General features: G+C 60.6%; 1 protein-coding gene. It reads right to left on the minus strand.

What is annotated here, in order from left to right; genetic code table 11:
* Nucleotides 1-38: 38 nt before the first annotated feature.
* Nucleotides 39-1,193: an IS1249 family transposase gene (locus HMPREF3172_RS05635; RefSeq protein ID WP_083281439.1), complete on the minus strand. Its 1,155-nt coding sequence runs from the start codon at nucleotides 1,191-1,193 to the stop codon at nucleotides 39-41.
* Between the last annotated feature and the right edge of the window lie 93 nt (nucleotides 1,194-1,286).

The raw sequence follows: 1,286 nt of genomic DNA on the forward strand, positions 1-1,286 counted from the left end.
CGGGTTAATGCTCAAAATGTGTGTATGGGTTCGGCGTGTCAGTGGTGTCTGCCGGCCCATCCTTGTTGGATTCCGATGCCGTCTTCGTAGCTGAAAGCGGTGTCGTAGGCGGCTGGCCCGATGAGCTCATCGGTAGGGGCTTGTGGCCTTGTTCTGGGCGGGTTCCAGTGGGCTTCGGTGACGAAGCTCCAGGGGTCGCGGGGGTGTTCGGTGTGCTGGTAGAGCAGCCAGTCGACGCCGCTGCGGGCATGGTCGGCGGTGAGTCCGCGGTGGTGTCTGAGGAAGTCCTTGATTGCTTTGTTCGGACCGCCTTCTAACGGGTTCGTGGTCGCAGCAACAGGTTTCGGTGCGTCGGGATCTAGCCAGGTGAACAGTTCGTTGGCGGCCAGGAGCCCGGTGATCAGTTTGTGTGCGCGTCGGGTTCGAATGTGGGTGTGCCACCATTTCTGGTTCGGATTCGCGTGCGCTGGCCGGGGTGTGTTCTTCCCGGCGTAGGTGCGGTGATTGAGAAACGTCTGCCAGGTCGCTTCCCAGCTGAGGAACGAGGCCGTCCAGGCGGCTGCTTCATCCAGGCTGCTCACGGTGGAAAGGGCCTTGTACAGGGCTAGGAGTTGCTGGTTGGCTGGCAGTTTCGGTGTGCGTGTCAGATGCCGGTGGGCGGCGTTACGGATGTGGAAGAAGCAGCGTTGGATCTTCGTATCCGGCCAGCAGTTCTTCAAAGCCTTCCGCAACGGCCCGTTGCCATCGACGATCGCGTAGGCCGGTGCCGGGATCCGGGCCAGTAGCGCTGTCCAGGAGGCGAGCTTTTCCCGGTCGCACCACTGCCAGTCGATGACATGGCAGCCGGTATGAGCGATGAGGACGCACCAGCCGTTGAAATAGGTGCCATCGAGCATGATCTGGTGATGGATTTCGCCAGTCGGCACGATGGTCGGTGTGACGTTCCAGCACCAAGCCGTTCGGCGTCTAAACGTCGATGCGCTCACGTCGAGCCGGTTGATCCCAGCAGGACCGGACAGCCAGGACAAGAACGCCTGGAACTCAGCGTGCCGGGTGATATCCGGCCGGTGTTGGGTTGTCGAAGCGCCGCAGGATTTGCAGCGCCAGCGCGTCCGTCCAGCGGTGGTCTTACCGTTCTTGACGAGCTTGTTTGCGCATACACCACATCGGGGCTGATTCCTAGAACCGGTCACCCCACATGCTTTCAGAGCATGTACACACCCCTGAAGCCTTACGGACTACTGGCCAAGACCCCTATCCTGTACACACAAAATGAGTATTAACCC

The organism is Brevibacterium sp. HMSC08F02 (assembly GCF_001807555.1).
GTDB classification, from domain to species: domain Bacteria; phylum Actinomycetota; class Actinomycetes; order Actinomycetales; family Brevibacteriaceae; genus Brevibacterium; species Brevibacterium ravenspurgense.